Here is a 26,100-nt window from a genome sequence, read left to right on the forward strand (position 1 = left end):
CGCTTATGCGGTCTGATCGCTGCTGGCTGTGGCAGGCCCACGTGCGCCCGCGAATAGGCCTGCCGCTCCATGGCAGGCCGCTGCATCACATGCGGAAGTTCTCGCCCAGGTAGACGCGCCGCACTGCGTCATTGGCGATGATTTCCTCGGGCTGGCCCGCGGCCAGCACCGTGCCTTCGCTGATGATGTAGGCGTGGTCGCAGATGCCGAGCGTCTCGCGCACGTTGTGGTCGGTGATCAGCACGCCGATATTGCGCGCCTTGAGGAAGCTGACGATGCGCTGGATCTCGCCCACGGCGATCGGGTCCACGCCGGCGAAGGGTTCGTCCAGCAGGATGAAGCGCGGCGACGACGCCAGCGCGCGCGCGATTTCCACGCGGCGGCGCTCGCCGCCCGACAGCGACAGCGCCGGGTTGTTGCGCAGGTGCGCGATCTGCAGGTCGTCGAGCAGCGAATCGAGGCGGCGCTCGATCTCGGCCTTGGCCAGCGGCTTGCCCTTGTCCAGCTGCAGCTCCAGCACCGCGCGGATGTTCTCTTCGACGTTGAGCTTGCGGAATACCGAGGCTTCCTGCGGCAGGTACGACAGCCCCATGCGCGCGCGCTCGTGGATCGGCAGGCCGCTGATGTGGTCGCCGTCGAGCACGATATCGCCTTCGTCCAGCGCCACCAGGCCCACGATCATGTAGAACGACGTGGTCTTGCCCGCGCCGTTGGGCCCGAGCAGGCCGACCACCTCGCCGCTCTTCACGTCGAGCGAGACGTCCTTGACCACCGTGCGCGAGCCATAGCGCTTCTTCAGGTGGCGCACGACCAGGGTGCTGCCGCCGGCAAGGACGGTGGAGGCTTCGACGGAAGGCTTGTCGGCGATGGTTGCGGTATCGGTCATTGGCACAGTCTGGCGTTCAGGCGTTTCCGGCGCCGGCCGCATGCGATGCACGCAGCCGGCGCCAGGCGTCAGGGTTTGTTGGCAGGCGCGGGCGCTGGCTTCAGGTCCAGCGGCGAGCCGCTGCTGCCCGTGGCGCCGGCCTTCTGGTCCTGGCGCGGCGACAGCACCGCGCGTACGCGGCCGGACGGATTGGCGGCCGCGGCGTCGCCGCTGCCGCCGCCGGCAGCCGTGTAGAACTCCTTGCGGCTGTCGTAGGTCAGCACCGCGCCGCGGATCTCGTCGACCTGCTTGGCGCCCTGCAGGCGCGCCATGCGGGCATTGCCGATCAGCTTGGAGTACTCCTGCTTGCCGTCGTACTCGATGCGGTCGCCCCAGCCGTCGATGTATTCGTCGACGCCTTCGCGCTTCTGCCGGATGTAGGCCTGCTTGCCCGGCTTGGCGGTGGCCACCGCGAACTGGTAGCCCTCGGGATCGGTGCGCAGTTCGGCGGCGTCGGACTTCAGGATCATGGTGCCCTTGGTCAGCACCACGTTGCCGGTCAGCGTATAGATCTGCTTGACGTCGTCGTAGCTGGCGTTGTCCGCCTCCAGCACCATCGGCTTGTCGCGGTCCGCGCGCTCGGCCAGGGCGGGCTGGGCCAGCAGGCCGAAGGCCATGGCCAGGGCGAGCAGGGCCGGGGCGGTGCGTCGACGGGACGATGTCGTCAGGGAAGCAGTCATGTTGGCAGGGTTGCTTGAGGGCGTCTGGGTACGTTGGTGCGGGTTGGTGCGGCCCCCGGGCCGGGGCTCAGGACCCCGGCGCGCGGCCCGGGGTCGGCCCGGTGATGATGGTGCCGCGTACATTGCCGAGCAATTGTACTTCGCGCGTGACGTTGTTGAAGATCAGGCCGTTGGCGGTCATCACCGACGGCCCGCGCGTCAGCTTGACCGGCTTGTCGGTCTTGACGATGTCGTCATTGACCAGCAGCTGGAAATAACTGGATGCGGCGGTCAGCTGCGGGTCCTTGGACACGTCCACGCCCTGCTGGCGCATGACGAAGCCGTTGCCGTACAGGTCGATCACCGAGCCCTCGGCGTTCATGCGGCCCATATCGGCGCGGGCGGTGACCGGCGGGCGGTCCGGCTCGTACGCGCGCATGGCGGGCCGGGTCACCTCGTAGGTCTGGTCATCTTCGAAATGGATCATGCGCTCGCCGGTGAAGCGGATCTTGGTGCTGCCGTCCGGCGCCAGCTCAGTGGCCGAGAAGCGGTCCATGAAGTAATCGGGCTCATGCTTCTTGGCGCTTTGCGCGGCCGGGTCTTCCTTGGGGGAGTTGATCTGGACCAGCCAGAACGTGCTGCCCGCCACGAAGGCCATCAGCAGCAGCGGCAGCAGCCGCATGAAGATGCCGCTGAGGGAGGCGAGGAGTGCCTGCATGGTGTCCTTGGCGTTGTGCCGGTTGTGCCGGGCCGCGCCCGCTCAGATGACCTTGGCGCGGGTCAGGTCGTGGATATGCAGCGCGCCGGTCAGGCGGCCGTCGTCATCCACCACCAGCAGCTGGTTGATGCGGTTGGCCTCCATCACCTGCACCGCTTCGACGGCGAGCTGGTTCTCGTTGACCACGTGCGGGTTGCGGTGCATGACGTCGCCGATGGGCACGGTCTTCCAGTCGCGCGGGGTTTCCAGCAGGCGGCGCAGGTCGCCGTCGGTGAAGACGCCGATGGCGCGTCCGTCCGGGTCCACCACGGCGGTCATGGCCATGCCCTTGCGGGTGATTTCCATCAGCGCCTGGGCCAGCGGGGTGTTTTCACGCACCTCGGGCACGGCGTTGCCGGTGCGCATCACGTCGCGCACATGGGTCAGCAGCTTGCGCCCGAGCGCGCCGCCGGGGTGCGAGCGGGCGAAGTCTTCCTCGCCAAAGCCGCGCGCATCGAGAACCGCCACCGCCAGCGCATCGCCCAGCGCCAGCGCCGCGGTGGTGCTGGCCGTCGGCGCCAGGTTCAGCGGGCAGGCTTCTTTCTCGACCGCCGCGTCCAGGTGGACGTCGGCCAGCTTGGCCAGGTTGGAGTCGGGGTTGCCGGTGACCGAGATCAGCCGCGCGCCGATGCGCTTGACGATCGGGATGATCGACAGCAGCTCGCCGGTCTCGCCAGAATTGGAGAAGGCGATCAGCACGTCGTCGCGCGTGACCATGCCCAGGTCGCCGTGGCTGGCTTCGGCCGGGTGCACGAAGAACGCCGGCGTGCCGGTAGAGGCCAGCGTGGCCGCGACCTTGCGCCCGATATGGCCGGACTTGCCGATGCCCGAGACGACCACGCGCCCGGTGCATTGCAGGATCAGCAGCACGGCACGGGCAAAGTCGCCGTTCAGGCGTCCGGAAAGTGCGGAAACCGCATCGGCTTCGGTCTGGAGAGTGTCGCGGGCGAGCCTGAGTGCTCGATCCGCATCGAAATTGGCTATCATGGCGACGAAGTATACCAACGAATGCGATGGCGCCTGGCCCGACCCATGGCGCACGTCGTGCTTGCCGTGCTCGCCGTATTTTGCCGGCAGGGTGCCCGTGCCGGGTCGGACGCGCGCCTGGCCGGTCACCCAGACCGCCTGATGCATTCTCCGCTGGAACTGACCCTGGTGCTGCTGGCCGCCGCCGTCTTCGGCGTGGTCGCATTCCGCATGCTGCAGCTGCCGCCGATGCTCGGCTACCTGGCCGTCGGCATCCTGATCGGCCCCCATGCGCTGGGGCTGGCCAGCGACACCGCGCAGACCAAGTACCTGGCCGAATTCGGCGTGGTCTTCCTGATGTTCTCGATCGGGCTGGAGTTCAACCTGACCAAGCTGCGCTCGATGAAGCGGCTGGTGTTCGGCCTGGGCGGCTCGCAGGTGGTGCTGTCGATGCTGGCGGTGGTGCCGGCCAGCTGGGCTTTCAACTGGCTGTTCCCGCTGTCCTGGCAGGCGTCGGTGGCGCTGGGCGGGGCGCTGGCGATGTCTTCCACCGCGATCGTCTCCAAGATGCTGTCCGAGCGCATGGAGCTTGAGAGCGAGCAGGGCCGCAATATCATCAGCATCCTGCTGTTCCAGGATCTGGCGGTGGTGCCGCTGCTGATCGTGATCCCGGCGCTGTCGCGCGATCCCGGCGACCTGATGGTGGCGCTGGGCCTGGCCACGGTCAAGATCGTGGTGGCCCTGGGCGTCATCTTCTTCCTGGGCCAGCGCCTGATGAGCCGCTGGTTCCACGTGGTGGCGGCGCGCCGCTCGCAGGAACTGTTCATGCTGAACCTGCTGCTGGTGACGCTGGGCATGGCGGCGCTGACCGAGCGGCTGGGCCTGTCGATGGCGCTGGGCGCCTTCATGGCGGGCATGCTGATCTCCGAGACGCCCTACCGCCACCAGGTGGAAGAGGACATCAAGCCGTTCCGCGACGTGCTGCTGGGGCTGTTCTTCGTCACCATCGGCATGCTGCTCAATATCCGCGTGGTGCTCGACCACGTATGGCTGGTGCTGGCGCTGCTGGTGGTGCCGGTGCTGTTCAAGCTGGTGCTGATCGCGATGCTGGCGCGGGTCTTCGGCTCGCGCCAGGGGGTGGCGATCCGCACCGGGCTGGGGCTGGCGCAGGCCGGCGAATTCGGTTTCGTGCTGCTGAACCAGATCGACGGCCTGAACCTGGTCGACCCGGTGCTGATCCAGGTGATCCTGGCGTCGATGCTGCTGTCGATGCTGGCCGCACCATTCCTGATCCAGTACAGCGACGCCATCGTGCTGCGCTTTGCCGCCAACGAATGGCTGATGCAGTCCCTGAACATGACCCGCATCGCCGCGCAGAGCCTGCAGACCGAGAAGCACGCGATCATCTGCGGCTTCGGCCGCAGCGGGCAGAACCTGGCGCACATGCTGGAGCGCGAGGGCATCAACTACGTGGCGCTGGACCTGGACCCCGACCGCGTGCGCGAGGCCGCCGCGGCCGGCGATACCGTGGTCTATGGCGACGCGGGCCGGCGCGAGGCGCTGATCGCCGCCGGCATCCACCGCGCCGCCGCCCTGATCGTCACCTATGCCAACACCCCATCGGCGCTCAAGGTGCTGCACCACGTGCAGGAGCTGGCGCCGGCGCTGCCGGTGATCGTGCGCACGGTGGACGATTCAGAGCTCGACACGCTGCAGAAGGCCGGCGCCACCGAAGTGGTGCCCGAGATCATCGAGGGCAGCCTGATGCTGGCTTCGCACGCGCTGGTGCTGCTTGGCGTGCCGATGCGGCATGTGCTGCGCGGTGTGCAGGAGGCGCGCGACGCGCGCTACAGCCTGCTGCGCGGCTATTTCCACGGCCGCGACGATGATGAGGACATGGTCGAGCGCGATTCGGTGCGGCTGCACTCCGTGTCGCTCGGGCCGCAATCCACGGCGGTGGGGCGGCGCCTTGGCGTGCTGGGGCTGGAGCGGATCGGCGTGGAAGTGACCGCGGTGCGCCGGCGCGGCATCCGCGCCTTTGACCCGGAGCCCGAGACCGTGCTGGAACCGGGCGACATCGTGGTGCTGCGCGGCCCGCCCGAGGCGCTGGAAGCGGCAGAGACGCGCATCCTGAACGGCTGAGCGGGGCCGCCGGATGCGTCAGTGGGAACGCGCTTCGACCCAGGATTCCGGCAGGTTGTCGAGCACGGCGCGCGCGTCCAGCGAGCGGATCGGCACGCTGGCGTCGGCCGGGATGCGGCCCTCGCCCTGCAGCATCAGGTAGCGCAGGCAGCACACGCGCAGGAAGGACGAGAAATTGCCCGCCACCGCCTCGCTGCCCCGATGTTCGGTCAGTTCATCGTGCAGGCGCGTGATCAGCTGGTTGACCGTCATGTCGTCACGCCGCGCCAGTTCTTCCAGCACTTCCCAGAACAGGCTCTCCAGCCGGATGCTGGTGGCCACGCCATGCAGGCGCAGCGAGCGCGACTGGCTTTGGTACGACGCCGGATTGGCGCGGATAAAGATTTCACACATGGATGCTCCCGTGCGGGCGGCGCAGCCGGCGTGCATGTGCACGGCTCGCGCTATGGGGCGGGCCGTGCCTTCACGCGTGGGGGCGCCGCGTGCGGAAAGCTCTAATGTACGATCCGCGTGCCCAGCACGGCAAGGAACTGCGCCAGCCAGGCCGGATGCGCGGGCCAGGCCGGGGCCGTGACGAGGTTGCCATCGGTATGGGCCTGGTCGACGGGAATATCGGCATAGGTGCCGCCGGCCAGCTTCACCTCGGGCGCACAGGCCGGGTAGGCGGAGCAGGTCTTGCCTTCGAGCACGCCTGCCGCGGCCAGCAGCTGGGCGCCGTGGCAGACCGCGGCGATCGGCTTGTCCGCCTGGGCGAAGTGGCGCACGATCTCCAGCACGCGCGCGTTCAGGCGCAGGTATTCCGGCGCGCGGCCGCCGGGGATGACCAGTGCGTCGTAACCGGCGGGGTCGATCTCCGCAAAGCTCGCGTTGAGGGTGAAGTTGTGGCCTCGCTTCTCGGTGTAGGTCTGGTCGCCCTCGAAGTCATGGATGGCGGTGGCGCAGGCGTCGCCCGCCTGCTTGTCCGGGCAGGCCGCATGCACGGTGTGGCCGACCATCTGCAGTGCCTGGAACGGCACCATGGTTTCGTAGTCTTCGGCGTAGTCGCCCACCAGCATCAGAATCTTTTTTGCCATCGCGGTCTCCTGTATGGTTACGGGTGTCCGGCGGGTGCCGGACGCGGCAGCCCGGCCCCTGGCTAGCCAAGCGGGCCGGCAGGGCCATTGTGCTGGCCGCCCCGATGGCGCGGGTGGTAACTGGTTACCGCGCCGGCGGCCATCCTGCCGCGACCCGCTGCGACCCCTCTTTCTGATTGGCGCGCCACGCTGCGCGCCTACCGTTTCCAGAACCCTATGGCAGACTCCATCATCCAGTCCCCCGAGCTCGGCGACGTCACCGGCTACCTGCGCGAGCGCATCCGCACCGTGCCGGACTGGCCCATGCCGGGCGTGATGTTCCGCGACATCACCCCGCTGCTGCAGAACCCCAAGACGCTGCGCGTGCTGATTGATGTCTTTGTGCACCGCTACATGGATGCGCAGCTCGACCTGGTGGCGGGCATCGACGCGCGCGGCTTTATCCTGGGCGCGATCGTCGCGTATGAGCTGAACCTGGGCTTCGTGCCGATCCGCAAGAAGGGCAAGCTGCCGTTCCAGACCGTGGCCGAGGAGTACGAGCTGGAATACGGCAGCGCCACTGTCGAGATCCATGCCGACGCCTGCAAGTCCGGCGACCGCGTGCTGCTGGTCGACGACCTGATCGCCACCGGCGGCACCATGATGGCCGGGCGCAAGCTGCTGGAGCGCCTGGGCGCGACGGTGGTGGAGGGCGCCGCCATCGTCGACCTGCCCGAACTGGGCGGCTCGAAGCTGCTGCAGGACGGCGGGCTGCCGCTGTTCACTGTGTGCAAGTTCGAAGGTCACTGAGCCACGCTGACCGGCCCGCAAGATTTCCACGCAAGGAGACCCCATGCCTGACCTGTTGCTGTTCCTGCTGACTTCGATTGCCGTGACTGTGGCCCCGGGGCCCGACAACCTGCAGGTGCTGGCGCGCGGCATGGCACAGGGCCGGCGCGCGGGGCTGGTCGCGGCACTGGGCTTTTCGGTCGGCTGCCTGTTCCACACCGTGATTGCGGCGGTGGGGCTGGCCGCGGTGCTGCGCTCGTCGCCGCTGGCGTTCCAGCTGATCAAGTATGCGGGCGCGGCCTACCTGATCTGGATCGGCATCCAGGCGCTGCGCGCCAGGGGCGGGCTGGCGCAGGGCGGTGACGTCGATGCGGTGCCGCTGGGGCGCGTGTTCCGCCAGAGCGTGCTCGGCAACATCATGAATCCCAAGGTGACGCTGTTCTTCCTGGTGTTCCTGCCGCAGTTCGTGCGCGCCGATGCCGCGCACCCGGGGCTGCAGTTCCTGCTGCTGGGCGTGGTCTTCATGCTGCAGACGGCGGTGGTGTTCTCGCTGTTCGGGCTGTGCGCGGGCTGGCTGGGCGCCTGGCTGCGCCGCCGCCCGGCCACCGGCCGCTGGCTGGACCGCGCCGCCGGGGCGATCTTCGTCGGGCTGGGGATCAAGGTCGCGCTGCCCTGATCCCGGCCCGCCCAAACGCTGCGCAGCCACATGCGCGGCGTGGCTTTCCAGGGTGTTGTTCCTGTGCTGCCTGCGGCCCGCATCGCGGGCCCATGCCGTTGCCGGTGCCAGGTGTCGGGCGCATAATGCCCTCTTGACAACGACACGATGACCGGGCGGAGCCTCCAGTCAGTATTCGGCACCGGTCACACAAAGGCGCACCATGGGCGTACTCCTTCACCTGCTATCAGGCGTTGCCCTGCTCGTCTGGGGCACCAACATCGTCAAGGTCGGCATCCTGCGCGTCTACGGCGCGAACCTGCGCCATGTCCTGTCGACCAGCGTCTCCAACCGCTTCACCGCCTTCCTTGCCGGGCTCGGCGTCACCGGGCTGGTCCAGAGCAGCAACGCCACCGCGGTCATCGTCAGCTCCTTCGTCGGCCAGGGCCTGATCGCCGTGGCGCCGGCGCTGGCCATCATGCTCGGCGCCAACGTCGGCACCGCGCTGATGGTGCAGGTGTTCTCGCTGGACCTGTCCTGGCTGTCGCCGCTGCTGATCTTTGTCGGCGTGATCTGCCACCTGACCTGGAAGGGCAGCAGGGCCGGCCACGTCGGCCGCGTGCTGATCGGCCTGGGCCTGATCACGCTGGCGCTGGAACTGATCTCCATCGCCACCCGTCCGGTGGTGCAGGCCGCCGGTGTCAAGGTCTTGTTCGCCTCGCTGACCGGCGACGCGGGGCTGGACATGCTGGTCGGCGCCTTCCTGACCATCCTGTGCTATTCCAGCCTGGCCGTGGTGCTGTTCTGCGGCGCGCTGGCCTCGGCCGGCGTGGTGTCGATCCACGTGGCGCTGGCGCTGGTGCTGGGGGCCAACCTGGGTTCGGGCATCTCGGCGCTGCTGACCACCTCGGGCAACAACCAGCCGGGCAAGCGCGTGACGCTGGGCAACCTGCTGTCGCGCCTGCTGGGCTGCCTGGTGGCGCTGCCGCTGCTGGGCCAGGCCGAGGAGCTGCTGGCGCTGCTGGACCATGACCCGCAACGGCTGATCGTCAATTTCCACCTGCTGTTCAATGTCGCGCTGGCGGTGCTGCTGCTGGGCGCCACCGCGCCACTGGCGCGGCTGTGCGAGAAGGTGCTGCCCGGGCGCAATACCGGCGACAGCCAGGTCACGCCGCGCCACCTCGATACGGCCGCGCTGTCCACGCCCACGCTGGCGCTGGCCAACGCCGCGCGCGAAGTGCTGCGCATCGGCGACCGCGTCGAGCAGATGCTGGACAACATGCTGCGCGTGCTGCGCACCAACGACGCCAAGCTGGCCGACGCCACCTGCCGCATCGACAACGAGGTGGACGACCTCTACACCGCGATCAAGCTCTACCTGACGCGCATCAGCCTGGAAGCGCTGGACGAGCGCGACGGCCAGCGCTGGACCGAGATCATCTCGCTCACCATCAACCTGGAACACGCGGGCGACATCATCGAGCGCATCCTGCTCGATGCCAAGGACAAGAAGATCGCCCACAACCTGATGTTCTCCGAGGCGGGCATGCAGGAAATCGCAGAGATGCACGCGCGCCTGGTCGCCAACCTGCGGCTGGGCCTGTCGGTGTTTCTCAACGGAGACCTCAAGAGCGCGCAGGCGCTGATGGCCGAGAAAGCGAACTTCCGCGAGCTGGAGCGCAAGTACGCGCGCACCCACCTGCAGCGCGTGGCGGTGCAGACCGCCGAGAGCATCGAGACCAGCTCATTGCACCTGGACGTGATCAGCGAGCTCAAGCGGCTGAATTCGCTGTTCTGTGCGACGGCTTATCCGGTGCTGGAGCAGGCTGGGGTGCTCAACCGCAGCCGGATGAAGGAAGACGACCTGCCGGCGGTGCCGACCGTGCAGGCAGCGCAGCACTGAGCGGCGACGCTAGAGCTTGTAGCCGAACTTCCGCAACAGCGCCTTGCGCTCGGCCACATCGGCATCGGTCTCGATCCCCAGCGGCGAGGCGCCATCGATCACGCCCACCACGCCGCGTCCGGCATCGGTCTGGGCGATGATCACCTCGGTCGGGTTGGCCGTTGCGCAGAAGATGCGGCACACCTCCGGCACTGCCCGCACCGCGGCCAGCACGTTGACCGGAAAGAACCCGTCGCCGAGGAAGATCACGAAGGTATGCCCGGCGCCGATGGCGCGGGCATTCTCGCAGGCCAGGTCGATCAGGTCTTCATCTGTGCCCGACCAGCGCACCAGGCGCTTGCCCGAGGCCTCGCAGAACGCCAGCCCGAAGAGGATGCCTGGCACCGTGCCGACCAGCGCCTCGTGCAGGTCTTCCACAGTCTTGATGAAATGCGAATGGCCGAAGATGAAGTTGGTGGCTTCCGGCTTGGTGACCGGTACGACCGTCAGTTCCATGGCTGGCTCCAGAATGGCGGCGCGGCTTGCCGCCATCCGGTTCATGGTAGGGCGCGGGGTGGTGAATGCAAGCGGGCAGGGATCCTCGCATGGCACGCCTACCTGCTATACCGGATGGACTGGCCCGTCACGGAGACGCCGATGCCGCTTCTTCGCCTCTTCCTCGCATGGCTTGCCATGGCGCCGTGCGTGGCCGCCGCCCAGGTCGTTCCGGCATCACAGGGCGAAATCGCCGTCAGTGAGCTGAAACGCCCCAATGTCGTCGTCGTGCTGCGGCATGCGAGTGCGCCGGGGGGCGGCGATCCGCCGGGCTTCAAGCTGGACGACTGTTCGACCCAGCGCAACCTGGACGCGAACGGCCGGCAGCAGGCGGCGAGGCTCGGTAGCAGCTGGAAGGCGGCGGGCTTCCGGCCGACGCGGGTCTACAGCAGCGCCTGGTGCCGCTGCCAGGACACCGCCCGCCTGATCGACCTGGGTCCGGTGCGGGTCCAGCCATTGCTCAATTCATTTTTTGGCGCGGATGCGCAGCGCCGGGAAGCGCAGACCGCGCAGCTTTCGCGCTTTATCGACGGGCTCGATCCGCGCGGCGGGCCTTACCTGCTGGTCACGCACCAGGTGGTGATCACCGCATTGACCGGCCATGGCGCCGACAGCGGCGGTGGGGCAGCAATCGAATTGCAGCCGAACGGTGCGGCCCGGCGCACGCGCGTGCTGCCGGCCGCCGGGCTGGACTGAACGCTCAGGCCCGCCTGAGCAGCGGTGCCAGATACTTGCCCGTAAAGCTCGCCTTGCTCCTGGCCACATCCTCCGGCGTGCCGCGCGCGATCACCTGGCCGCCGCCGGCGCCGCCTTCCGGCCCCATGTCGATCAGCCAGTCCGCGGTCTTGATGACATCGAGGTTGTGTTCGATGATGACCACGGTATTGCCCTGGTCGCGCAGCTTGTGGATGACCTTGAGCAGCAGCTCGATATCGTGGAAGTGCAGCCCGGTGGTGGGCTCGTCCAGGATGTAGAGCGTGCGCCCCGTATCGCGCTTGGACAGCTCCAGCGACAGCTTGACGCGCTGCGCCTCGCCGCCCGACAGCGTGGTCGCCGACTGGCCCAGGCGGATATAGCCCAGGCCCACGTCCAGCAGCGTCTGCAGCTTGCGCCGCACCACCGGCACCGCGCTGAAGAACTCGTGCGCCTGCTCGACGGTCAGGTCCAGCACCTCGGAGATGTTCTTGCCCTTGTACAGGACTTCCAGCGTCTCGCGGTTGTAGCGCTTGCCGTGGCAGACATCGCACGGCACATAGACGTCGGGCAGGAAATGCATCTCGACCTTGAGCACGCCGTCGCCCTGGCAGGACTCGCAGCGCCCGCCCTTGACGTTGAACGAGAAGCGGCCCGGATCGTAGCCGCGTTCCTTGGCCGAGGGCACACCGGCGAACAGTTCGCGGATGGGCGTGAACAGGCCCGTATAGGTGGCCGGATTGGAACGCGGCGTGCGCCCAATCGGGCTCTGGTCGACGTTGATGACCTTGTCGAAATGCTCGAGCCCCTCGATGCGGTCGTGCGGCGCCGGCTCCGGCGTCGAGCCGTACAGGTGGCGCGCCACCGCATGGTAGAGCGTGTCGTTGATCAGCGTCGACTTGCCCGAGCCGGACACGCCGGTGATGCAGGTCAGCAGGCCCACCGGCACCTCGGCGGTGACGTTGCGCAGGTTGTTGCCGCTGGCGTTGACGATGCGCAGCAGGCGCTCATCGTCGGGTGCGGCGCGTTCCTTCGGCACCTCGATGCGGCGCTGGCCGGACAGGTACTGCCCGGTCAGCGATGCCGGCGAATCCTCGATCTGCCGCGGTGTGCCCTCGGCCACGATCATGCCGCCGTGCACGCCGGCGCCCGGGCCGATGTCGACCACGTAGTCGCAGGCGCGGATCATGTCCTCGTCGTGCTCGACCACCAGCACCGAGTTGCCGATGTCGCGCAGGTGCTTGAGCGTGCCGATCAGGCGGTCGTTGTCGCGCTGGTGCAGGCCGATCGAGGGCTCGTCCAGCACATACATCACGCCGGTCAGGCCCGAGCCGATCTGCGACGCCAGCCGGATGCGCTGGGCCTCGCCGCCTGACAACGTATCGGCGCTGCGCTCCAGTGACAGGTAGTCCAGCCCGACGTTGTTCAGGAAGTTCAGCCGCGCCGAGATCTCCTTGATGATCTTGTCGCCGATCTCGCGCTTGGCGCCATGCATGTCCAGCGTCAGGAAGTAGGTCAGCGCGTCGCGCAGCGGCCAGCCGTTGATCTCGAAGATCGCGCGTGCCTGCTCGCCTTCGCCCAGCTTGACGTGGCGCGCCTCGGTGCGCAGCCGGGTGCCTTGGCAGGCGGGGCAGGGCTGGTTGTTCTGGTACTTGGCCAGTTCCTCGCGCACGGCGACCGAATCGGTCTCGCGGTAGCGGCGCTCCAGGTTGGGGATGATCCCTTCGAACACATGCTCGCGCACGGTGGTGCGGCCGCGTTCGTTGATATAGGTGAACGGGATCTGCTGCTCGCCCGAGCCGTGCAGCACCGACTGCTGCACGTTTTCCGGCAGCTCCTCGAACGGGGTCTCGGTGTCGAAGTCGTAGTACGCTGCCAGGCCTTGCAGCATCTGGAAGTAGAACTGATTGCGGCGGTCCCAGCCCTTGATCGCGCCCGAGGCCAGCGACAGGTTGGGGAAAGCCACCACGCGCTTGGGATCGAAGAAGGTGATCTGGCCCAGCCCGTCGCAGCTAGGGCAGGCGCCCATCGGGTTGTTGAACGAGAACAGCCGCGGCTCCAGCTCCTGCAGCGAATACGAGCAGATCGGGCAGGCAAACTTGGAGCTGAACATATGCTCCTTGCCGCTGTCGAGTTCCAGCGCAAGCGCGCGGCCATCGGCCAGGCGCAACGCGGTCTCGAACGACTCGGCCAGGCGCTGCTTGATGTCGGCGCGCACCTTGACGCGGTCCACCACCACCTCAATGGTGTGCTTCTCGGTCTTCTTCAGTTTCGGCAGCGCATCGACCTCATAGACCTTGGCCTCGGCCTCGTGCGCGGTGCCGCCGCCCGAGCGGATGCGAAAGCGCACGAAGCCCTGCGCCTGCATGCTGTCGAACAGGTCCGAGTGCTCGCCCTTGCGGTCGGCCACCACCGGCGCCAGGATCATCAGCTTGGTGTCGTCCGGCAGGGCCAGCGCGGCGTCCACCATCTGCGACACGCTCTGCGCCTGCAGCGGCAGGTTGTGGTCGGGGCAGTAGGGCGTGCCGGCGCGGGCGTACAGCAGGCGCAGGTAGTCGTGGATCTCGGTGACGGTGCCGACCGTGGAACGCGGGTTGTGGCTGGTGGCCTTCTGCTCGATCGAGATCGCCGGCGACAGGCCTTCGATCAGGTCCACGTCCGGCTTTTCCATCAGCTGCAGGAACTGGCGGGCATAGGCGGACAGCGACTCCACGTAGCGGCGCTGGCCCTCGGCATAGAGCGTGTCGAAGGCAAGCGAGGACTTGCCCGAGCCCGACAGGCCGGTGATCACGATCAGCCGGTTGCGCGGCAGGTCGAGATTGATGTTCTTCAGGTTGTGGGTACGCGCCCCACGGATCTTGATTTCTTCCATATGCCGAAAAGTCGTCGCCAGACAGGCCGCCCTGCCGGGGTTGGCAAGGCTGTCTGAAGGAATCGCAAAACCCAGAAACAAGTACCGTATTTGGCACTTCCGACCGCTGGCGACGGCCGGAATGCGCGCCCGGGCACACGCCCGGGGGCCAACTGGCATGGCCAGGTGACCCGGGAAGCGCGAAGGAGCAAACCTGTTAATATACCCAACTTCGGTTTCCGGGGTGGCCCGCGCCATGCAGGCGCCCGGCGAAGCCGCCGCCGGCCCCGGGTTCCGGGCGGCAACTTCCCCCCGCGATCCCGATCGAAACTGCCGTTGCGATGCAACGGCAGCCAGCCTGACAGATTCCACGATCCCACGATCGCAATGCCGTCGATCCAGTCTTCTTCCCCGGGTGCGGGTGCCGCTGACGCATCCCAGGCCCCCGCCCGCGAACGCATGACCCGCGTCGAGCTGCGCGCCGCCGTGTCGCTGGCCAGCATCTTCGCGCTGCGCATGCTGGGCCTGTTCCTGATCCTGCCCGTCTTTGCCGAATACGCGCACAGCCTGCCCGACGGGCACGACGCCCAGCGCGTGGGCCTGGCCATGGGCATCTATGGCCTGATGCAGGCATTCCTGCACATCCCGCTGGGCTGGCTGTCCGACCGCATCGGGCGCAAGCCGGTGATGGTGGCCGGGCTGCTGCTGTTCATCGCCGGCGGGCTGGTGGCCGCCTTCTCCGACACGCTCAGCGGCATCATCGCCGGCCGCGCGCTGCAGGGCACGGGCGCGATCTCCGCGGCCATCACCGCCTGCATCGCCGACCTGACGCGCGAACGCCATCGCACCAAGGCGATGGCGATGGTGGGCGGCAGCATCGGCCTGACCTTCGCGTTGTCGCTGGTGATCGCCTCGCCGCTGCTGCACAGCATCGGCATGTCCGGCATCTTCGGGCTGATGTCGGTGCTGGGGCTGGTGGCCATCGGCGTGACGCTGTTCCTGGTGCCGACCCCGCCGCCGCCGCATCCGGTGCGCCTGCCGTTCCGCAAGGTGCTGCTCAACCCCGACCTGGCGCGCCTGAACGTCGGCGTGCTGGCGCTGCACGCTTCCCAGGTGGCCATGTTCATGGTGGTGCCCGCCATGCTGGCCGATGCCGGCATGCCGCTGGACCAGCACTGGAAGGTCTACCTGCCGGTGGTGCTGGTGTCCTTCGTGCTGATGCTGGGCCCGATGATGGCGGCCGAGCGCTACGGCCGCGTGCGCCCGGTGCTGCTGGGCGCGGTCGCGCTGATGACCGCGGTGCAGCTGCTGTTTGCCGCCGTGCACGGGCTGTGGGCCATCGTCGGCGTGCTGCTGCTCTTCTTTGTCGCGTTCAACGTGCTGGAGGCGATGCAGCCTTCGCTGGTGTCGCGCTACGCCGCGGCCGCGCGCGGGGCGGCGCTGGGGGTCTACAACACCACGCAGGCGCTGGGCCTGTTCCTGGGCGGCGCGGCCGGTGGCTGGCTGCTCAAGCACGAGGGGCGCAGCGCCGTGTTCGTCGGTTGCGCGGTGGTGCTGTTGCTCTGGCTTATAATCGCCTGGAGCATGAAGGCGCCGCCGGCGCGCGGGCAGGAAGCTGCACCGGCAACGCCGGCCTGATCCGCATCACATCGTAAAGAATCCGGCCTGGAAAAGGCCTAGCATGATCGCGCCACCCGACGTCTGGCCGGGGGCGCGATGTTCGTTTACGTCACCGCAGTATCGCGTCACACTACATCCGCTTTACCGTCATCGTATTGCCACGCTTTTCAACACAGCGCGTGGCTTTTGGAGAACATTCACATGGCATCGGTCAACAAAGTCATTCTCGTCGGCAACCTCGGCGCAGACCCGGAAACCCGCTACCTGCCCAGCGGCGACGCCGTGACCAATATCCGCCTGGCGACCACCGATCGCTACAAGGACAAGCAGAGCGGCGAGATGAAGGAGGCCACCGAATGGCACCGCGTCTCGTTCTTCGGCAAGATCGCCGAAATCGCCGGCCAGTACCTGCGCAAGGGATCGTCGGTCTATATCGAAGGCCGCATCCGCACCCGCAAGTGGCAGGACCAGTCGGGCCAGGACAAGTACTCCACTGAAATCGTTGCCGACCAGATGCAGATGCTCGGCTCGCGCCAGGGTGGCGGCGGCGGTGGCGGTGACGAAGGCGGCTACGGTGGTGGCGGCGCAGGTGGCGGCGGTGGCTACAGCCGCGAAGCGTCGGGCGGCGGCTACGGCGGTGGCCGCGGTGGTCAGGCGGGCGGCCAGGGTGGCGGCCAGGGCGGTGGCGCTGCGCGCCGGCCGCAGCAGCCGGCCTCGAATGGTTTCGAGGATATGGACGACGATATCCCGTTCTAAAGGCTACCTCTCCTCATTTTGTTAGGTTTTGCCCTGAAGCCCGCTTGCTGCGGGCTTTTTTGTTTTCTGTTGGCGTTCACGGGGTATTTGCATGCTCTCGTATGCGGGTAAGCGCCGCAAAAAGCTGGCATGCGTCGATCATCGGGTCTTCTCGATGAGGGAACGCCGGCTATTGGATAGGGGGCCCTTCTGGTGTAGCGGAGAAGTGGTGCTGCAGAATCTGCCACGCCCCCAGCCGCCTTGTCAGTACCCACGTCGTCCGTAGTGCCGAGGCGGTTTCGCGCCCGTCGGCGAGCACAAAGTGGAAGTTGGCGTGCCCCTGCGCCAGCAGCGTGTCCGCGCCAAGCTCGACCAGCGTTTGATCGACCAGGGACATCGATGCCGAGCGCAACGTCCCGGCGTACGAGGCGAAGTATCCCTGGATTGCCGCTTGGCCCACGGCGTGGCCAGGGCGGCCCCCGAAGAACAAGGCTTCGGGCGCGTACAGCGCGGTCAGCGCGTCGGAATTCCATGTCAGCGCGGCGGCGTTCCAGCGGCGCTCGACGTCTTGCAGGGCGGCCTGCGCTCGCGAGGCGTTCTCGCATGTGGCTTGGTGTTCGGTCATGATTGCCATGTCATTGCCTGGCGCTCCCCGGGCGTTCCCATCCATGCCTTCCTTGTGGGCTTTGCAGCAATGCTACGACGATGACGGTCGCCAGCTCAACCGAAAAGGCGGGGCGTTCCGTACCTTGGAACGCCGCAGCACCGGCGCCCGCACCCGCAGTCTGGATGCGACCGGCTCCAGTAAGGCGGGTAGGCATGAGGAAGGCAGCAAGTCAGGAGTTATTCACATGAACTTACTGCATCGGGCTCATGAAATTTACCTAACGTTTGTCAGGATAACGGGCGCGCCGGTTTGACGGCGGTGCTTGCCGAGATGTTTCAAAGTACGGGAGAGTTGGCGCAAAACCATTGGTCATCTGCCGCAGCTGCGGCATAGTGAATGTGTGCGTGCCGGAAACGGCATCTGTTGTCTCCATGCTCGCGTCCGAGCGAGCTTATGCCCCGACCGGCTTGCCGCGGGGCTTCCTTTTTTGCGCCATTGGCGCCACGTTCGACCAAAGGCCTTTCCCCCATGCTGCGCATGACGTCCGCTGCCAGGTGATGCCGGGTCTTAGCGTTCGCCGGGTCGCATGTCCGCCAGGATCGACGCAATGTTCCCCACGTTCTCCAGGTCCCGCACCGCATCGATGACGCGATCGATCTTGGCCTCGGGGATGGCGTCCCGCGCGTTGTCGCGGAACTTCTGCACCAACTCTTCCGTGCTCATATGGCTGGCCGGGTCGGGGGACGGACTTCCCTTCGGATAGCGCCGCTCGCCGACAAAGGTCTGGCCGCGCGCCGACACCTCGATCTTCGCCGGCCGGCTGGCTGCGTGGCCGGTCAGAAGCGCCACATAGTCGGGGTGTACCGCGTGCTCGACCTTATCCATCAGACGCATCACGGATTCGCCGAACACCAGTTCGGGCTCCTGCCAGGCCTTGCCCGGCGGCACACGATGCGCACCCAGTGCGATGCCGTGCGCGATGCTGAACTGTGCGTCGTGCACATGCCGGATCTCACGGTTGAGCCAAACGGGCTGCTCGACAAATCCCTCGACCCAGACCTTGATGCCATCGATCTCGTCCGGCCGCAGTTCGTTCTGGTCGACGATCTCGTTGAGGCTGTCCAGCAGCGCATGCAGGATGCGGCAGTGCGGGTAGGGCTTGTAGGCCTGTTCGGTGGGGAACTGCCAGTCGGTGCCGAGTGCCGCGAGGATGCGGTCCGGTTCCCAGCGCGTAGTGCCGATAAAGCGCGGGAAACCATATTCGCGGTCATCAAGTATCTGGAGGTCGCCACGGTGGCCGAACTCGGCCATGTGCGCGGCGGCCATCGCCGCCTGCGTCAGCGCGCCGGCAAGCAGGTACTTGATGGTGGAGCTGGGCGCATGCTGGAACCAGGCGACCTGCGAGTTCACCGGGCTGATGCTGCCTGCAATCCCCAGCGCATGCGCTGTCGTCTCCGCGCCCAGTCCCTTCAGCTTGGCGACGGCCGCGGTCGCGCCGAAGACGGTGCTGCTGTAGCCATAGATCTTCGGTGGCGAGACCTTGCCGTCCTTGGTGTCGCGCAGGTAGTCCATGGCCTTGCCGAGCCGATACGACATCTCATGCGAGACCGCCAGCGCGGCAATCAGGTCCTGGCCGGACCGGCCCATGGCTTCGCCGACCGCCAGCGCGCCGGGCAGGACATAGGGCGTCACATGGCCCGGCGGCACCACCGCATCCATGTCGAGGGCGTTGATCAGCTCGCCGTTGGCAAAGGCCGCGCCGACGACCGACACCCGCTGGTCGGTGCCGATGATGGTGGCGTCGCCCGCGGCGCCGCCCATCAGTGCGCCGTAGTCGATCCCGATCTTGCCCTTGGGCTGGTCGACGGCGGCCAGCGCGCATCCCAGCGAATCGAGCACGATGCGCTTGCATTCGTCCACGACCGCCGGCGGCAGCGTGTCGTAGGTGCTTTGCTGTGTAAAGCCGGCCAGTTGCTCGACGATGGTTGTTGCCATTGCATTCTCTCCAGGTAAGGTGTCGCGCCCCTGCAGCAGGGGCTGGCAGGGGAGTTCGGCTTGTCGTCCGACTTACTCCTTCGGAATGCCCAGGTCCGCCACGACCTTGATATTGCGCTGCAGATCCTGACGCAAAAACTCGGTGAATTCCTCCGGGGACATGTTGCCGGCTTCGGCGCTGTCCTTGCGGAACCGCTCGCGCACGGCGTCGCTAGCCTGCGCCGCCTTCAATGCCTTCGCCAGCCGCATGACGACCGGCGTTGGCGTACCGGCCGGCGCCGTCAGGCCCATATAGACGTAGAAGCTGTAGTTGGGCAGGCCTTGTTCGGCCAGTGTCGGAATATCGGGAAATGCCGGCAGGCGCTTGGGGGAGGAGACCGCGAACGCGCGCAGCTTGCCGTCCTGGACGTATGGGCCCGACGAGTTGGCGCCGTCAAAGATCATGTTGACGCGGCCGCCAAGCACATCCGGCATGGCGCCGGCGTTGCCCTTGTAGGGCACGTGAAGCATCTTGATGCCGGCCTGGTGCACGAACAGCGCGGCGGCCATATGGGTACTGGTGCCGATGCCCGCGGTGGCATAGGACATCGAGCCCGGGCTGGCTTTCGCATGCGCGATCAACTGGGGCAGGGTCTTGTCCGGCTGGGCGGAGAAGCCCACCATGATCAGCGGGGCCTTGTTCATCATGCCAATGCCGGTGAAGTCCCGTGCCAGGTCATAGCCCGGCTCCAGCTTGGTGGCCTGCGCCAGCGCCAGGGTGTTGGCGGTGGCGAGGATGGTGTAGCCATCCGGCTTCTGGGCTTTCACATAGCGGATGCCAAGCATTCCGGCGGCCCCCGCCATGTTTTCCACGACCACAGGCTGGCCGAGGTTGTCGGCCATCTGCTGCGCCACGGCGCGGGTCGTGACGTCGAGCAGCGCTCCCGGCGCCGAGTTGACGATGATCCGCACAGGCCTGGCCGGATAGGCGTCCACAGCCAATGTCGGCCCTGCCAGCGACATGATGATCGCGCCGCACAGGTGATGAAGGGAATGGGTCATTGCTGTGGCCTCCTGTTTCGTTATCTTTGTTGGCAGCCCTGCGTGAAGGGTGCAGGTATGCATGCATGGTGGGAATGCGAGGCAGGCGAGGTCAATGCCCGGCTTGCGGGCGTTCCGTGCAATGAGCGGGTAAGGCGGAGCCGAAGGTGCTGGCGCCGGGGGTGTGGCGTCTGCGTGCGTGAGTGCCGCGCGCACAAAGGGCCCCGCGCTCAGGCAAGTTGCGTTCACCAAAAAAATGCGCCTGACCGCGTCTTGTCACGCGAACCGGCGCCAGTTCCCTTTACCACTTCCCTTTTTTGCTTCTTATCTCGCTGCCTGGCCGCGCGGCATTGAAGTGACGCGGCCGGAGCCAATCCGTCAGAACTTATGGCGGATATTGACCATGACCCCCGTCTGGTTTTCGCCCGGCGTGATGGTGTTGCCGACGCCGTTCAGGCCAAGGTTGGAGTTGTCCTTGTTGCGCACGTATCCCACGTTCAGGAAGGCATCAGTGCGCTTGGACAAGGCGTAATTGGCGGATGCGACCAGCATCCACGGATCCTGTCCGTTACGCCGGTTATTCAGGTAGTAGCCGGCACCGGTCAAAGTGAGGGCAGGCGTAGCCCGGAAACGGTATCCCAGCCAGAAGAGGTCGTTGCGGCGCTGCGGCTGGCCCGGCGCGACACCAATGTCGCCATTGAACCAGCGATAGCCGGCCAGTATCGTCGAGCTGCCGACGCTGAAGTTGGCCGCTGCTGCGATACGGCGGTCTGTCTGGCCCGAACTCTGCCCGGTGATGCCACGCGTACCTTGCTGCTGGTCATAGATCACGGTAGCGCCGAACTTTCCGCCGGCGTACTCCAGGCCGCCGCCAAAGGCACGGTCGCTCTTGACGTCGCCGGGGACCTCGGTGCCGAACGACGTAGTGCCGCCGCTGGCGATGCTGGTACCGCGCGCAAAGCTGTACAGGGCAGTTGCCGTGACCGGGCCGAACTTGCCGGTGTACTTGGCGGTGTTGTCGTAGCGACCCGCAAGGCTGGTATCGATCGACAGCGCCGAATAGCGCGCCGCCAGCACCATCGGCTCATAGTTGATCAACAAGTCGAACAGCGCGTTCTGCTGTCGGCCGAGCGTGACGCGGCCCCATTGGTGGTCCAGGCCCACGAAGGCCTGGCGGCCGAACAGGCGGCCGCCCTGGCTCGATACGCCGCTGTCGAGATCGAAGCCGCTTTCCAGCGCGTAGACCGCTTTCATGCCGCTGCCCAGGTCCTCCACGCCGCGCAGGCCCCAGCGCGAGCCCGACACGTTGCCGGACGTCATGCGAACCAGCTTGTCGCCGGCGGCATTGGCGTTGTTCAGGTATTCCATCCCGATATCGGCGACGCCATACAGCGTGACTGACGACTGCGCAGTGGCGAATGGTGCAGTCATGGACAACAGCACTGCAGCGTAATAACGACTCTTCATGGGCTCCTCCGTTGTTGTGGTCTTGTGTGTGCGAAGTCTGTGAGACGTCGCGTGATGGCGTCAAAGCCCATCCGACAACTGTGCCGTGCAATGAAATGAGAGCACTTGGACGCCCGCGCCGTCGTCTGTTCCAGGCAGTCGATACACACGGACACGCACGGCACTCCGGACTGCGCCACGGCATTCCAAAGTACGGCACAACACCGCGGTGCAAATTGACTTGCTTCGGTGCGTCGCGCACGCTGGATCTATGCCATGGCGCTCCTGATGCTGCATGAACTGTGCTGACCACATCGCGCCGCAGCAACCGTGCAATCAACTAGCTGGATTTTCGATGAGTGACCCTCTGCACAATGACTGGATCCCTACGGGAGACGATATCGCCACGGCGAACGTGTCGGCGCTGGTCGCCCGCCTCGGCCTGAAGGACTACGACGAACTGCTGGCTTTCTCCAACGAGAAGCCCGACGCCTACTGGGACGCAGTCATCGACTTCTGCGGAATGGTGTGGGATGTTCCGTACACGCAGTACATGGATGCCTCCAAGGGGAAACCGTTTCCAAAATGGTTCCCGGGCGGGCAACTGAACTGGGTCAAGTCCGCGCTCAAGTGGGCGGACGATCCCTCGATGGCGTCGCGCACCGCCGTGGTGGCGGAGAAAGAGAGCGGTGCGATCGAGCAACTGACCTATGCCGAACTGGCAAACAAGGTAGCCGGCTTCGCCGGCGGCCTGAAGGCGCTGGGCGTCAAGCGCGGCGACCGGGTTGGCCTGCTGATGGAAAATGGCGTCGAAGCGACCGTGACCTCGTTGGCCATTTCATGGATCGGCGCGATGACGGTGCCCCTGTTCAGCGGCTTCGGTGTCGATGCAATCGTATCGCGCCTGTCGTCGTGCTCGGCCAGCGCGCTGGTCGCCACGACCGGCTTCTCTCGCCGGGGAAAGTGGGTCAATACGCGCAGCCTGGTGGACGAAGCGCTGTCGCGCCTGCCGGACATCGGCACCACGGTCTGGAAGCATGCGGGCGAATCGATTGCCTTCGGCGACAAGGTGCTGGACTGGCAGCAAGTGGCCAGCGCGCAGCCGGATGCCGCGCCGGAGCGGATGTCGCCGGACGCCCCCTTCATGATCATCTATACCTCCGGCACCACCGGGAAGCCCAAGGGCACCGTGCATACGCACGGCAGCTTCCCGATGAAGATCGCGCACGATTCGGCCATCCATTTCAATGTCAGCCCGAAGGATGTGTTCTGCTGGCCCGCTGACATGGGGTGGGTCGCCGGCACGCTGGTGATGTCGTGCGCGTTGCTGCGTGGCGCAACGCTGGTGTGTTATGACGGCGCCCCGGATTTCCCGGACTGGTCACGCATGTCGCGCATCGTCGAACGCCACGGCGTGACGCACTTTGGCTCGGCGCCGACGCTGATCCGGGGCCTGGCGGCGAACGAGGCTCTTGCCACGCAAGGCGATACGTCGACGGTCAGGCTGCTGATCACCGCCGGCGAGGGCATCGATCCAGAACACTTCCTGTGGTTCCAGAAGGCGTTCGGCGGTGGCCGCCGCCCGGTTATCAACTACACCGGCGGCACGGAGGTGTCGGGGGCGCTGCTGTCCAGCGTGATCGTCAGGCCGATCAGCCCGGCCGGGTTCAACACCGCCTCACCGTCGGTGGCTGCCGACGTGGTGGATGCGGACGGCAAGTCGCTGACCAACACCGTGGGCGAGCTGGCGATCCGCCGGCCATTCGTCGGCATGACGCACTCGTTCTGGCAGGACGACGAGCGCTATCTGGACGCCTACTGGAACACCGTGCCGGGCATCTGGGTGCACGGTGATCTCGCGCTGCGCCGCGACGACGGCACCTGGTTCATGATGGGCCGCTCTGACGACACCATCAAGCTGGCCGGGAAGCGCCTTGGTCCCGCCGAGATCGAGGACGTGCTGCTCGAATTGCCCGAGATCGCCGAAGCCGCCGCCATCGGCGTGGAGGACCCGGTCAAGGGGCAGAAGCTGGTCGTGTTCCTGGTGCCATCGGCCGCCGTGACGCAGTCGAATGAGGCGCTGACGGCCGCTGTCAGCAAACATGTCGATGGCCGGCTGGGGCGCCCGTTCCGCCCTTCGGTGGTCCACGTGGTCGCGCAGCTGCCCAAGACGCGCAGCTCGAAGATCATGCGCCGCGTGATCCGCAGCGTTTACAACGGGCTGCCTCCCGGCGACCTGTCCGCGCTGGACAACCCGCCGGCACTTGAAGAGATTCGCGCCGCTGCCGCACATTGATGCCGCCATGCGGGCGCATTGATTGACGGGAGCATGTGTATTTCCTTTGTTCGCTGCACACGCCCCGCACTTTTGTTCAGGAGATTCCATGTCGAAAAGCAATGCCGCCGCAGGCGCGGCCTATGAGAACTATTCGAGCCTGGCGTTTGACCGCCCTGGCGAGGGCGTCCTGCGCATCACGCTGAACCGTCCCGAGCGCCTGAACGCGCTGGACGCTCGCGGCCACGACGAGATCGCCCGCGTCTGGCGCGATATCGATGCCGATCCGACCGTGAGCGCCGTGGTGCTGTGCGGCGCTGGCAAGGCCTTCTCTGCCGGCGGCGACTTCGAGATGGTCGAAGAAATGATCGATTCCTTCGACGCCCGCGCCCGCGTCTGGCGCGAGTCAAAGGACCTGGTTTACAACATCATCAATTGCTCCAAGCCGATCGTTTCGGCGATCCACGGCTCCGCCGTCGGTGCGGGGCTGGTTGCCGCGCTGCTGGCGGATATCTCGGTGGCGGCGCGCACCGCGCGGTTGGTTGATGGCCATACCCGCCTCGGCGTCGCCGCCGGCGACCACGCCGCGATCGTGTGGCCGCTGCTGTGCGGAATGGCTAAGGCCAAGTACCACCTGCTGCTGTGCGAACCGGTGAGCGGCGAGAAGGCGGAACAGATGGGCCTGGTGTCGCTGGCCGTGGATGAAGCGGATCTGCAGGACAAGGCAGTGTCGATCGCCACGCGCCTGGCCAATGGCGCGCCGTCAGCAATCCGCTGGACCAAGTATGCGCTGAACAACTGGCTGCGCCAGGCGGGACCGACCTTCGATGCTTCGCTGGCGCTGGAGATGTTTGGCTTCGGTGGACCGGAGGTCAAGGAAGGCGTGGCCTCGTTCCGCGAGAAGCGCGGTCCGGTGTTCCCGCGCACCACCACGGCCTGAGCGGGAAGGCCGACAGCGGGACGGGCGAGCCGGTCCCGTGCACTGGCGCACAGGGTCGATGGTCACGATCGATTCCTCCAACCCTCGCCTTCTGCGGGCGCGGCAGCCAGTCAAATATGGAAACGAACAAGATGTCCAAGGTGCTTGAAGGTATCCGCGTCCTCGATTTCGGACGCTTCATCGCCGGCCCGTTCTGCGCAGCATTGCTCGCGGACTACGGTGCCGATGTCATCCGGATCGACCGCGTAGGTGGCAGCGAAGACCGCTTCATCGTGCCGGTCACGGAATCGGGGGAGGGGGCACTTTTCCTCCAGTGCAATCGCAACAAGCGGTCGATCACGCTGGACATCGACAGCGAGGAGGGCCGCGAGGCGGTGCGCCGCCTGGTGGAGACCGCCGACGTGGTGGTGGCGAACATGCCGCCGAAAACGCTGGCGAACCTGGGGCTTGACTACGCGACGTTGAGCGCGATCAATCCGCGCATCATCCTGACCGCTTCGACAGCCTTCGGCTCGCATGAAGGCGCGGGCCATCGGGTCGGCTTCGACGGGGTGGGGCAGGCGATGAGCGGCGCAGTCTACATGTCGGGTACACCCGACAGCCCCACCAAGGCGATGGTGCCGGTGGTCGATTTCTCAACTGCCTTGTCGTGCGCGCTCGGCACGGTAATGGCGCTGTACGAGCGGCGCAACAGCGGGCGCGGGCAATGTGTCGAAGCGTCGCTGCTGCAGACGGCGCTGAACCTGTCCAGCGGCGCGCTGATCGAGGAGGCGGCGCTTGCCATCGAGCGCCAGCCGATGGGCAACCGCAGCCCGTCCTATGGGCCGTCGGACATCTTCCGCGTGGCCGACGGCTGGATCATCGCCCAGGTGATCGGGCAGCCGCTGTTCCGGCGCTGGGCCAACCTGATCGGCGCGCCGGAACTGGTGGACGATCCCCGCTTCAGCGACGACTTGCGGCGCGGCGAGCACGGCGAGTTCCTGAGCAATTTGATGGGCAAATGGTGCGCCAGCCGCACCCGCGATGACGCGCTGCGCGAACTGGAGAAGGCCAAGATTCCGGCGGCGCCGATCTATTCCCCGCGCGAAGCACTGGACGATGCGTCGATCCAGGCGTCCGGCGCATACATCTGGCTCGACTACCCCGGATTGCCGCGCAAGGCACCGATCGTGGCGCCGCCAGCAGTCCTGTCGCGCACCCCGCCCGATGTTGTGCGGCGGCCGCCCACGGTTGGCGAACACACCGAAGAAGTGCTGGCTGAGGTGGGTTACAACCGCTCGCAGGTGCAAGCTATGCGCAAGGCCGGCATCGTCTGACATCACGATCCGCACCACGAGCAATTCGCACAATGCGAACTGGTGGTTCGCCAGTGACTACTTGAGCGCAACTAGCCTGCTCCACTAGCATTGAATCAAAGCAAAGGGGCCTGCCCGAGCCAAGCCAGGCCGGGAAAGCACGGCGCCGGCGCGTAGCTAACAGTTGCAAGGCAATGGAAGTGACACGGGCCCGGCCGCATGACGGCGGGCCGACAAGAAA

At 66.6% G+C, this 26,100-nt stretch carries 22 protein-coding genes; 10 read left to right on the top strand and 12 right to left on the bottom strand.

The annotated features are described in order from the left end of the window. Positions 1–85: 85 nt before the first annotated feature. The 4 genes from lptB to AC3WLE_RS16670 all read right to left on the bottom strand — a co-directional run bounded on the left by lptB (position 86) and on the right by AC3WLE_RS16670 (position 3,328). Entirely contained in the window at positions 86–886 is an 801-nt protein-coding gene (gene lptB, locus AC3WLE_RS16655) for an LPS export ABC transporter ATP-binding protein (protein ID WP_492318963.1), read from the bottom strand. 68 nt (positions 887–954) lie between these two features. Further along, on the bottom strand, positions 955–1,605 hold the full coding sequence (lptA, locus tag AC3WLE_RS16660) for a lipopolysaccharide transport periplasmic protein LptA (RefSeq protein WP_492318964.1): 651 nt from the start codon (positions 1,603–1,605) through the stop codon (positions 955–957). Positions 1,606–1,672: 67 nt separating this feature from the next. Further along, positions 1,673–2,302: an LPS export ABC transporter periplasmic protein LptC gene (gene lptC, locus AC3WLE_RS16665; RefSeq protein ID WP_492318965.1), complete on the bottom strand. Its 630-nt coding sequence runs from the start codon at positions 2,300–2,302 to the stop codon at positions 1,673–1,675. A gap of 42 nt (positions 2,303–2,344) precedes the next feature. Continuing rightward, positions 2,345–3,328 (bottom strand): KpsF/GutQ family sugar-phosphate isomerase, encoded by a 984-nt coding sequence (locus AC3WLE_RS16670; RefSeq protein WP_492355866.1) that lies wholly within the window; start codon positions 3,326–3,328, stop codon positions 2,345–2,347. A gap of 141 nt (positions 3,329–3,469) precedes the next feature. Between AC3WLE_RS16670 and AC3WLE_RS16675 the strand changes: the two genes are divergently transcribed. After that, entirely contained in the window at positions 3,470–5,449 is a 1,980-nt protein-coding gene (locus AC3WLE_RS16675; RefSeq protein ID WP_492318966.1) for a monovalent cation:proton antiporter family protein, read from the top strand. Positions 5,450–5,467: 18 nt separating this feature from the next. Here AC3WLE_RS16675 and AC3WLE_RS16680 read toward each other — a convergent pair whose 3' ends face one another. Together AC3WLE_RS16680 and AC3WLE_RS16685 are read right to left on the bottom strand one after the other, a co-directional pair. Next, a complete protein-coding gene (locus AC3WLE_RS16680) occupies positions 5,468–5,842 on the bottom strand; it encodes a ribbon-helix-helix domain-containing protein (RefSeq protein ID WP_492318967.1) in 375 nt (124 codons plus the stop codon). Between the two features lie 101 nt (positions 5,843–5,943). After that, the gene (locus tag AC3WLE_RS16685) at positions 5,944–6,522 is read right to left on the bottom strand and encodes a DJ-1/PfpI family protein (protein ID WP_010814394.1); all 579 of its coding nucleotides are present in this window, start codon (positions 6,520–6,522) and stop codon (positions 5,944–5,946) included. A gap of 216 nt (positions 6,523–6,738) precedes the next feature. Between AC3WLE_RS16685 and AC3WLE_RS16690 the strand changes: the two genes are divergently transcribed. From AC3WLE_RS16690 to AC3WLE_RS16700, 3 genes are all read left to right on the top strand, one after another. Further along, on the top strand, positions 6,739–7,311 hold the full coding sequence (locus tag AC3WLE_RS16690) for an adenine phosphoribosyltransferase (RefSeq protein WP_010814395.1): 573 nt from the start codon (positions 6,739–6,741) through the stop codon (positions 7,309–7,311). A 43-nt stretch (positions 7,312–7,354) separates the two neighbouring features. Beyond that, positions 7,355–7,966, top strand: coding sequence for a LysE family translocator (locus tag AC3WLE_RS16695; protein WP_492318968.1), 612 nt, complete (start codon positions 7,355–7,357; stop codon positions 7,964–7,966). A gap of 202 nt (positions 7,967–8,168) precedes the next feature. Beyond that, entirely contained in the window at positions 8,169–9,848 is a 1,680-nt protein-coding gene (locus tag AC3WLE_RS16700; protein WP_492355862.1) for a Na/Pi cotransporter family protein, read from the top strand. A gap of 9 nt (positions 9,849–9,857) precedes the next feature. On the opposite strand, the gene AC3WLE_RS16705 is transcribed toward AC3WLE_RS16700, so the two are convergent. Beyond that, the gene (locus AC3WLE_RS16705) at positions 9,858–10,343 is read right to left on the bottom strand and encodes an adenosine-specific kinase (RefSeq protein ID WP_010814398.1); all 486 of its coding nucleotides are present in this window, start codon (positions 10,341–10,343) and stop codon (positions 9,858–9,860) included. Positions 10,344–10,484: 141 nt separating this feature from the next. Here AC3WLE_RS16705 and AC3WLE_RS16710 point away from each other — a divergent pair, with 141 nt between their 5' ends. Continuing rightward, on the top strand, positions 10,485–11,078 hold the full coding sequence (locus AC3WLE_RS16710; protein ID WP_492355861.1) for a histidine phosphatase family protein: 594 nt from the start codon (positions 10,485–10,487) through the stop codon (positions 11,076–11,078). A 4-nt stretch (positions 11,079–11,082) separates the two neighbouring features. Here AC3WLE_RS16710 and uvrA read toward each other — a convergent pair whose 3' ends face one another. Then, the gene (gene uvrA / locus AC3WLE_RS16715) at positions 11,083–13,947 is read right to left on the bottom strand and encodes an excinuclease ABC subunit UvrA (protein WP_492355860.1); all 2,865 of its coding nucleotides are present in this window, start codon (positions 13,945–13,947) and stop codon (positions 11,083–11,085) included. Between the two features lie 366 nt (positions 13,948–14,313). On the opposite strand from uvrA, the gene AC3WLE_RS16720 reads away from it, so the two are divergent. After that, positions 14,314–15,564 carry an MFS transporter gene (locus tag AC3WLE_RS16720; protein WP_492318972.1) on the top strand — a complete coding sequence of 417 codons (1,251 nt, stop codon included), beginning with the start codon at positions 14,314–14,316 and terminating at the stop codon, positions 15,562–15,564. 183 nt (positions 15,565–15,747) lie between these two features. Continuing rightward, positions 15,748–16,302 (top strand): single-stranded DNA-binding protein, encoded by a 555-nt coding sequence (locus tag AC3WLE_RS16725; RefSeq protein ID WP_492318973.1) that lies wholly within the window; start codon positions 15,748–15,750, stop codon positions 16,300–16,302. A 169-nt stretch (positions 16,303–16,471) separates the two neighbouring features. Here AC3WLE_RS16725 and AC3WLE_RS16730 read toward each other — a convergent pair whose 3' ends face one another. From AC3WLE_RS16730 to AC3WLE_RS16745, 4 genes are all read right to left on the bottom strand, one after another. Beyond that, positions 16,472–16,915, bottom strand: coding sequence for a YybH family protein (locus tag AC3WLE_RS16730; RefSeq protein WP_492318974.1), 444 nt, complete (start codon positions 16,913–16,915; stop codon positions 16,472–16,474). A gap of 540 nt (positions 16,916–17,455) precedes the next feature. Beyond that, positions 17,456–18,883 carry an MmgE/PrpD family protein gene (locus AC3WLE_RS16735; protein ID WP_492352524.1) on the bottom strand — a complete coding sequence of 476 codons (1,428 nt, stop codon included), beginning with the start codon at positions 18,881–18,883 and terminating at the stop codon, positions 17,456–17,458. A 72-nt stretch (positions 18,884–18,955) separates the two neighbouring features. Continuing rightward, positions 18,956–19,924 carry a Bug family tripartite tricarboxylate transporter substrate binding protein gene (locus tag AC3WLE_RS16740; RefSeq protein WP_492355859.1) on the bottom strand — a complete coding sequence of 323 codons (969 nt, stop codon included), beginning with the start codon at positions 19,922–19,924 and terminating at the stop codon, positions 18,956–18,958. 357 nt (positions 19,925–20,281) lie between these two features. Further along, positions 20,282–21,370 carry a porin gene (locus AC3WLE_RS16745; RefSeq protein WP_492355858.1) on the bottom strand — a complete coding sequence of 363 codons (1,089 nt, stop codon included), beginning with the start codon at positions 21,368–21,370 and terminating at the stop codon, positions 20,282–20,284. A 334-nt stretch (positions 21,371–21,704) separates the two neighbouring features. Here AC3WLE_RS16745 and AC3WLE_RS16750 point away from each other — a divergent pair, with 334 nt between their 5' ends. The 3 genes from AC3WLE_RS16750 to AC3WLE_RS16760 all read left to right on the top strand — a co-directional run bounded on the left by AC3WLE_RS16750 (position 21,705) and on the right by AC3WLE_RS16760 (position 25,880). Further along, positions 21,705–23,645 carry an AMP-binding protein gene (locus tag AC3WLE_RS16750; RefSeq protein WP_492355857.1) on the top strand — a complete coding sequence of 647 codons (1,941 nt, stop codon included), beginning with the start codon at positions 21,705–21,707 and terminating at the stop codon, positions 23,643–23,645. Positions 23,646–23,733: 88 nt separating this feature from the next. Then, positions 23,734–24,564, top strand: a complete 831-nt coding sequence (locus tag AC3WLE_RS16755; RefSeq protein WP_492352526.1) for an enoyl-CoA hydratase/isomerase family protein — start codon at positions 23,734–23,736, stop codon at positions 24,562–24,564. Positions 24,565–24,695: 131 nt separating this feature from the next. Next, positions 24,696–25,880, top strand: a complete 1,185-nt coding sequence (locus AC3WLE_RS16760) for a CaiB/BaiF CoA transferase family protein (RefSeq protein WP_492355856.1) — start codon at positions 24,696–24,698, stop codon at positions 25,878–25,880. Positions 25,881–26,100 lie beyond the last annotated feature (220 nt).

It is taken from the genome of Cupriavidus sp. FW306-1B-F12B, from assembly GCF_058781795.1.